The following is an 8,588-nucleotide window of genomic DNA, read 5'->3' as shown; positions in this document are numbered from 1 at the left end:
TGGGGAAACAAATGAGGAAATGTTTACCCCAGGATTTAAAGGTTGGCGTTTTGTTTTTAAGGTCCTGTAAGTTGAAAATTTTGGTATTGCCTGCTACGGCAATCACTTTCTTACCCTCAAAGGGGGCAAGCTGTTCTTTAAGAATAACTATGGAGGGACCTTCTGGCATATGCATGTCAATGCAAACCATAGGCCCCGGTTTTTTTCTTCCCTCAACATCTTTATATTGCAGTCAGTTGGCAACTGCTTCCCATCATATTCCCACTGGCTCATCTGACCAGCCGGTTGACCGCAATACTTTCAACGCATTGTATCAGCGGTACCAGCCCGGCCTGTTCTTTTCAGCCTATGCACTCCTGCAAAACCAGCAGGAAGCTGAAGACGCCGTAACAGAAAGCTTCATCAAATTATGGAAATCAAAAGACCAGTTTGAACATACCGGAGCCGCCGTCAACTGGCTCCGCATCACTACCCGCAATGCCTGTCTCGACCTGCTGAAACACAAAAAAGTGGTGCAGCATTCAATCAATGAACTGGCTGAAATACAAGAGGAAGATTGGCAACACGAGGACCTGCTCGGGGAACTGTTACAGGAAATTTACACCAGCATCGAGACCCTTCCGGAAAAAAGCCGGGAAGTATTCCGCCTCCGCTACATTGATGGCCTTAAGAATGAAGAGATCGCCGGCAGGCTGGGCATCAGGCACCAGTCCGTACGCAACCACCTTTCCGAAGCCCTGAAAACCCTAAGACTCAAACTGCTCGACAAAGACCACCTCCTGCCCCTGCTTCTGCTGATGCTGAAATGGAAAGACTGAAAAATATTTTCATTTCCGGCAGTACAAACAAAAACATGGATCGTTCAATATAACTGATGCTACGATCAACACTAAACAGGATAAAGCCATTACTGCATAAATTCCTTCGCCAGGAACTGACTGACGCTGAGCATCAGGAACTGGAGGAATGGGCGGCAGCATCCGAAGCCAACAGGCAGCTCCTGCAAAGGATCTCCGATCCCATGCAACTGGAAACGGATCTTCGACTGTTGCAGCAATCAAATGAAAATATCCTGTCAAGACTACAGGCAGCCATTCCTGAAATACAGCAGGCAGCACCTGCATCACAATCTGTTCACAGGATCCATTTCCTGCGGCGCGGGTTCCTCAAATATGCAGCTGCCATTCTTATCGCCGCCGGTATCGCAGGCTGGATCTGGTATACAGCAGGGTCAACAGACAAAGCAAAAAACACAGAAACCGTTCACACCACCAACGATATCCAGCCAGGCAGCAATAAAGCCATACTTACGCTTGCCGATGGTTCCACCATTATCCTTGACAGCGCAAACAGGGGAAACATCGCGCAGCAGGGAAATACAAATATTGAAAAACTGTCTGACGGTTCTATCCGTTATCATGGCAATGGCCCGGCATCCGCTGCCATGACCAATACCATGCGCACGCCCCGTGGCGGACAATTTCAGCTCACATTGCCAGATGGAACCGTAGTCTGGCTGAATGCAGCTTCCAGCATCACTTATCCTGTTGCCTTTAATGGAACAGACAGAAAAATATCCATCACCGGCGAAGCCTTCCTGCAGATTGCTAAAGATCCCTCCAGGCCTTTCCTCGTGAATGTAGACAACAAATCAACCGTGCAGGTGCTCGGCACACAATTCAACGTGAATGCTTATCCTGATGAACCAGCCATTGCCACTACCCTGCTCGAAGGCTCCGTTCAGGTGCAATCAATGGATAAAAAGATCATCCTGAAACCAGGGCAGGCATCCAGTATCTCCAATAAAGACCAACAGATCAGTGTAAATACCAATGCGGATGTTGAAAGGGCTATCGCCTGGAAGAACGGCCGCTTCGATTTCAACGGACTTGAACTGCCAGCCATCATGCGGCAACTCGAAAGATGGTATGATATCAGCGTTGAATTTTCAGGGCCTGTTTCAAAAGAAACCTACAGGGGCAGGCTCACCCGCGACCTTACCCTCACCCAGGTACTGGGCATCCTGAACAATATGGATGTCAGATGCCGCCTGGAAGGCAGAAAACTTATCCTTCAATAACACCAGGAATTCCTCTTTCATAAACCCAAAACCAGTCCTGACTGCGTATTGAGGCAGGCGCCCCCTTTGTACATACCTCAAACCGCGGCAGGCAACTAAAAAATCATGATATTCACTGCTTACAGTGCAAGGCCCGGTTGGTACAGGTGCCGGCACTTTACGAAACTGTTTCTGCTTATGAAGTTCATCATCTTCTTTTTACTTATCAGCATCGCACAGGTGAACGCCAAAGGATGGGCGCAAACCATCACCTGGTCAGGAAAAAATATTCCTGTAGAAAAAGTGCTGGAACTGGTACGCAAGCAAACGGGGTATGAATTCTTCTATCGTACATCCGATCTGAAAGACAGTAAACCGGTTACCATGCAGAGCAGGAATATGCCACTCGCAGCTTTCCTCGATGAAGTATTTAAAGATCAACCTTTACAATACATCATCCAGAACAAGAACATTATCGTATCGCGGAAACCTGCTACGGAAAAGGATCGCAGGGAGATAACTGCTCCTGCTGAAATCATAGTAACAGGCCGGATAACAGACTCAACAGGCCATCCCCTTGCAGGCGCCACCATTTCCGTCAAAGGGAAAAATGCCAGAACAAGCACAGACCAACAGGGAAATTTCAGCATAGAAGTGAATGCCGGCGAAACCTTACTCATCTCCTTTGTAGGTTTTGAAACTGAGACCATAACCGTCAGGGACGACATGAACGCTTTGAACATTTACATGAAACCCGCCCCCAAACTGGAAGAACAGGTGGTGGTATCCACCGGCTATCAACGCTTACCCCGTGAAAGAGCCGCCGGATCATTCGGTATAATGAATCAGGCCGCCCTCGAAAAAAGAAGTAACCTGAATATCCTGAGTTATCTCGAAGGGCAGATGCCAGGCCTGCTCACCGCTGCTGATGGCAGCATCACCATCCGAGGCCAAAGCACACTGGTGAACAGCAACAGGGACCCACTCATTGTGGTAGACGGTTTCCCCATCGAGCGTTCCGTTCAAACCATCAATTCAAATGATATTGAAAGTATTACAGTGTTGAAAGATGCCTCTGCCGCCAGTATCTGGGGCGTTCGCGCAGCAAATGGCGTGATTGTGATCCAGACCAAACGCGGACAATCAAGCAGGAAGCCACTCGATATCAATTTCACATCCACGATTTCCGTTACACCTGTCCCTGACTTCTCGAAGCTGCCATATGCTGCTGCTCCTTCTTTCATGGACTTTGAAAAATTCAGGGTGGACAATAATCTCACCTTCTTTTCAGGCAACCCGAGGCCGGCTATTTCACCCGTAGTGGATGCCTACCTCAACAACGCGGCCGGCGCGCCGCAACTGGTGGAATCATTGAAGAACAATGACGCCTACAAGGAGTTCAAAGACCTCTTCATGCAACCTGCCACCAGGCAGCAGTACGCACTGGCCTTATCCGGAAGAGGCGAGAGATCATCACACCGTGCTTCATTCAGTTACGATAAGACCGGCACTGAATTTAAGCAAAACAATTCCAGCCGTTTTGTGGCAGACCTCTTTGAAGCCCTTGAACTGCATCCATCCCTGAAAGTGGAAATGGGACTGAACTATGTCCGCAACAACAGTCTCAGTAACGGCATGAGTTACGATGATTTGCGTTCCCTCCTGCCCTACCAGCGCATCCTGGGAGATGATGGATCTTATATCCCGCAACCGAGGCAGTTCTTCCAGGCAGACAAAGACGCATTGGTAACAAAAGGCTATCCATACAACTGGAATTACAACCTCATGCAGGAGTTCAGGAACAAATCCAGCAAAACAAACACCAATAATGTAACAGGTATCATTGCGCTGAACTATCGCATTCTCGATGGAGTAACGGCACATGCAGGTTACCAGTACGAATCAGGGACAACCAACACCAACAATCTTTTCAATGAAGAAACCTGGTTCACACGCAATACCGTGAATTTTGCCACCAGCATTAAAAACAACCAGGTGGTATCCGGCATTCCGAAAGGATCCATCCTCCGGGAGAGAAACAGCAACTTCTATTCGCATACATTCCGCGGTCAGTTGAAATATGATCATCGCATCGGCGCTTCTCCCGATCATTATCTCACTGCTATCGGCGGCATGGAGATCAGGGAACTGGGTAGCAAGACTTCCTCCCAGACCAAGTACGGTTACAATCCGCAGAGTTTGCAGTTTGCCCGCGTCAGTTACACCGCTAATTACACGGACGTGCTCGGATCCAACAAACTCATACCCGATGAGTCCGTATTCCTGGATGACCGCAACCGTTTTGTATCCTTCTTCACCAATGCAGGATATACCTATAACGATAAATACTCGCTGAATGCCAGCGCCAGGCTCGACAAAACCAATCTCTTCGGATCGTCCAAAGAATACAGGAATGTATGGTTATGGTCTGCAGGTGCCAGTTGGCAAATGCATAAGGAACATTTCTTCAATGTGCCCTTTATCAATTCACTTGTGCTGCGCGCTACCTATGGCATCAACGGGAATGTTGACCGGAGCACCAGTCCTTTTCTCATTGCCAATGTGGCTACGGACTTCCAGACCAACCGGCCCTATGCTTATGTATCCAACCCTGCCAATCCTTTGCTGCGCTGGGAGAAAACAACCGTTACCAATTTCGGGATCGATTTCAGCATGCTGAAAAACCGCCTTCGCGGATCGCTTGAATACTATAACCGCGCCAGTGAAGACCTGCTGGGCAATGCTACCGTGAATGGCACTTACGGCTTCAACAGCGCCTTCATCAATTATGCCAGCATGAACAATCGTGGCATCGATATCAGGTTATCAGGAACGATCCTGAACAGAGACCTGAAATGGACCAGCACACTGAACTACAGCTACAACAAAAACAAGGTCACCAAAGTGGATTTCCCACAAAAGACCGTTGGCGCTTACCTGGCCGTTACACCACAGGAAAGCAAACCATTGAACTACCTGTACAGCTATCGTTGGGCTGGCTTGTCAGATAAAGGCATCCCCCAGGTGTACGATGAAAAAGGAGCAATCGTTGATTTCACCAAAGACCTCACAGATCCGCTGGTACTGCTCTATAAAGGCTCAACCGTGCCACCGCATTATGGTGCACTCATCAATGAATTCAGTTATAAAAGATTCTCAGTGACCACCAATTTCACTTTCAAGTTCGGGCATTATTTCAGGGTGCCGGGAATTCAGTACGAGTCATTGTTTTCAGGGGCTGTGCCTGTGCATAAGGACTGGGACAACAGGTGGAAACAGTCCGGCGACGAAGCCCGCACCAATGTGCCTGCTGCTCCAAAGTCCATCACCGGCCTGAATGTTTACGATAAGTATTACCAGTTTGCAGATATCAATGTGGAATCCGCATCCATTATCCGCTTCAGGGAATTACTCATCAATTATACGATGCCGGCAAAGATCAGCGCCCGTTATCCCGATGCCAATATCATGATCGGCCTGCAGGCGAGGAACCTGGCAGCACTGAATTTCAATAAGGCAGGATTTGATCCGGAATTCCAGCAATTCATTCCACTCTCCAACCTGTTGCAATTGCCGCCACGCCCGGAATTCTCATTGATCATCAGAGCTAACTTTTAACTGAACACTATGCAACGCATTCAATATATCATTTTCATACTGGCTGTAATGGCCACAGGAGCGGTCTCCTGCAAGAAATACCTTGACATTGTTCCGAAAGGGAAGATCATTCCGGAACTCACCCCGGATTACAGGTTATTGCTCGATCAGATCAACAAAGCCGGAAAATCCTCCGGGTTTGTAAGAAGTTTCAGTAACGACCTGCTCATGAGTGATGATTTGCAGGTCACCGCTTTCTCTGCCAACTTTTATGGACCCGCTGATCAGAATACACTCCGCTTTGCAGAACATATCTACCAGGATTTTGAATCGGATCCCGACTGGGAAGCATTGTACAACCAGATCTATGTTTCCAACCTGGTGATCCTTCAGGTGATGGATTCAAAAGGCGGTACAGAAGCGGAAAAGAACGGACTGATGGCAGAAGCGAGAGTACATCGCGCATTTGCCTACCTCACCCTGGTGAACCTCTATGCAAAACAATATTCCTCAGCAACCGCCAATGATCCGGGCGTGCCTCTCCGCAAGGGGCTCGACTTCGAGGAAAAGCTCAACAGGGCCAGCATTCAGGAAGTATATGATTTCATATTGAATGACCTCAACCTGGCACTGGGAAAATTAACGGCAAGCCCGGCACTCAACCTGAATTACAGGCCGGTGGAAGCTGCTACCAACGCGCTGCTTGCGCGCACTTACCTGTACATGAACAATATTCCGGAAGCCCTGAAATATTCGTATGCTTCGTTGAAACTATATGATGTTCTGGTGGATTATAATACATTGCCACCATCCAATACATTCCCTGGTACGCTGGCGATCACTGACGGTTTGCTCAATAAGGAAGTGTTGCTGTATAAATCAGCGACCAGTGCATCATCACTTTTTTATGCAGACAGCAACCTGATCAAGCTCTATGATCAGGGCAATGATCTCCGTATGAAATCCATGTATGCCAGCGATGCGCTCTTTGGCCTCAACTTCGGATTCCTGTCAACGGAATGGTCGGGCAGAACACCGGCCAAAGGCCCTTCCACAGCAGAGATGTTTCTCACGCGTGCGGAGGCCTGGGCCCGTTCCGGAGAGACTGCCAAAGCCATGGATGACCTGAATACACTGAGATTGTACCGTTATAAATCAGGGAGCAGTTACCAGCTTTCAGCAGGTACGCCTTCGGAGGCCCTTGCATTGGTAAAGGAAGAAAGAAGAAGGGAGCTCGCCTTCCGTGGTCACCGCTGGTTTGATATCAGGCGATACAATGTGTTTGACAACAGCAATATAACAGTCACGCATATCCTAAGTAATAACACCTATACCCTGCCACCGCTCAGTCCCCGGACTGTTTTGCCCATTGGAAGGAAATATATCGATCTCAACCCTGAGATCACACAAAACCCGAGATAAACAATATACGAAATATAAAAACTGAACAGATGAAGTACAAATCTCTCAGCTGGATGCTATCCCTATTGCTGCTGGCGTCTGCATCTACAGCATCGGCCTTTCAGAAAAAATTTGAACTGCAAGGAAAAGCCGTGGGAAGAAATGGACAAAAAGTGCAGCTGGTGATAGATTATTATGGCAATTCGAAGGTGCTAGGTACAGACAGCATTGTGAATGACCGGTTTTCATTCATCAGCAAGGTGGATGAAATAACACCTGTGTCTGTAGTCTTTTATGAAGGCAAAAGCAGCGCAGCCTATAGCGTAATCCTGGAACCTGCAGCCCTGCAATTCGTGCTTTTTCCCAATGGCCGTAAACAGGTAACCGGAGGCAAATACAACAAGGCATTGTTCGGCTTTGAAACAGATCCGGCTTATATCAAAGCGGATGACGAGATGCGCGAGAACAGCAGGAATGGCATTCAGAACATCAAGGACCCTGAAGTTCAATACAAAGCAATGCAGGTATTCCTGCGTCGGAATGAACTGCGCACCAACGCTCTCGAAAAAGTGATGAACAGCAGTAAAGACATCCGGACCCAGGTAATGGCCGCCGTTTTACTGGAGCTTCAGCCAGACAGTAAAAAAGCCATGGCGATAGTTGACAAAGCAGCTGCACAACTTGGCGAAAAAAGCCTTGTCATTCAGGCCGCCCGTAAACTGAACAAGAACCAGGAAATGATGATCAATGCCAGAAAGAACCAATTGGTTGGAAAAGATTATTATGATTTTTCCGCTGTCACACTTACCGGTGACAGTACCAGGATCTCGCAACTGATGAAGGAGAACAAATATACACTGGTGCAGTTCTGGGCATCCTGGTGCGTACCATGCCGGAAAGAGATCCCTTTGCTGAAAAAGATGTTCGCCGAAAATCAAGGTAAAGGTTTTGGTATCATAGCTTTCTCCCTGGATGATAATAAGATCGCCTGGACAAAAGCTTCAGAGAAAGAAAATTTCAGCTGGCCGAATATTTCCGACCTCAAAGCATTCAGCAGTGTAATTGTGAAGGAGTATAAGATCAATGGAATTCCTGCAAATGTGATCATTGATCAGCACGGAAAGATCGTTGCGAATAACTTAGTGGGCGAAGACCTCGAAAACAAGGTCAGGGAATTATTCAAGTAATCTCGCAGTGCCCGGCCGCTCGCGTCCCCGCGAGTGACCGGGCACACTCTCTGTTAAAAGAGCATATTCCTGAACTGTCTTGGGCTGATGCCTTTTATCTCCTTGAATATCCTGTTGAAATTAGTAATACTATTGAACCCGCAATCATAAGCCAGGTCTGCAACAGGCTGGCTGCTTTCCGTCAGCAGCCTGCAGGCATGTGAAATGCGGACCTCATTCAGAAATTCAACAAAGGTCTTCTGTGTCCGGCTTTTGAAATAACGGCAGAACGCCTGTTTGTTCATATTGGCAATGCCTGCAACATCATCAAGCGAGATATCTTTTCTGAAGTGCTCAAAAATAAA

6 protein-coding genes and 1 pseudogene are annotated in these 8,588 nt (G+C 47.8%); 5 read left to right on the top strand and 2 right to left on the bottom strand.

All coding sequences use genetic code 11. The annotated features are described in order from the left end of the window. Window positions 1-190 (bottom strand): annotated as a pseudogene (locus ACTHMC_RS22995) (hypothetical protein); the annotation flags it as partial. A gap of 46 nt (window positions 191-236) precedes the next feature. Between ACTHMC_RS22995 and ACTHMC_RS22990 the strand changes: the two are divergent. From ACTHMC_RS22990 to ACTHMC_RS22970, 5 genes are all read left to right on the top strand, one after another. Further along, window positions 237-818 (top strand): RNA polymerase sigma factor, encoded by a 582-nt coding sequence (locus tag ACTHMC_RS22990; protein ID WP_440416773.1) that lies wholly within the window; start codon window positions 237-239, stop codon window positions 816-818. Window positions 819-874: 56 nt separating this feature from the next. Further along, window positions 875-2,080, top strand: a complete 1,206-nt coding sequence (locus ACTHMC_RS22985; RefSeq protein ID WP_440416771.1) for a FecR domain-containing protein — start codon at window positions 875-877, stop codon at window positions 2,078-2,080. Between the two features lie 177 nt (window positions 2,081-2,257). Next, window positions 2,258-5,677, top strand: coding sequence for a SusC/RagA family TonB-linked outer membrane protein (locus tag ACTHMC_RS22980; protein WP_440416769.1), 3,420 nt, complete (start codon window positions 2,258-2,260; stop codon window positions 5,675-5,677). 9 nt (window positions 5,678-5,686) lie between these two features. Further along, entirely contained in the window at window positions 5,687-7,078 is a 1,392-nt protein-coding gene (locus tag ACTHMC_RS22975; RefSeq protein ID WP_440416767.1) for a RagB/SusD family nutrient uptake outer membrane protein, read from the top strand. A gap of 29 nt (window positions 7,079-7,107) precedes the next feature. Next, window positions 7,108-8,244, top strand: a complete 1,137-nt coding sequence (locus ACTHMC_RS22970) for a redoxin domain-containing protein (protein ID WP_440416765.1) — start codon at window positions 7,108-7,110, stop codon at window positions 8,242-8,244. A 53-nt stretch (window positions 8,245-8,297) separates the two neighbouring features. Here ACTHMC_RS22970 and ACTHMC_RS22965 read toward each other — a convergent pair. Next, window positions 8,298-8,588, bottom strand: a 291-nt coding sequence (locus ACTHMC_RS22965; protein WP_440416763.1) for a helix-turn-helix domain-containing protein, incomplete at its 5' end; no start/stop codon positions are given.

The sequence above is a fragment of the Pseudobacter sp. genome (assembly GCF_051955275.1).
Taxonomy (GTDB): domain Bacteria; phylum Bacteroidota; class Bacteroidia; order Chitinophagales; family Chitinophagaceae; genus Pseudobacter.
Note: the sequence above shows the minus strand (reverse complement) of the source record. Positions and strands in the feature narration are given on the sequence as shown.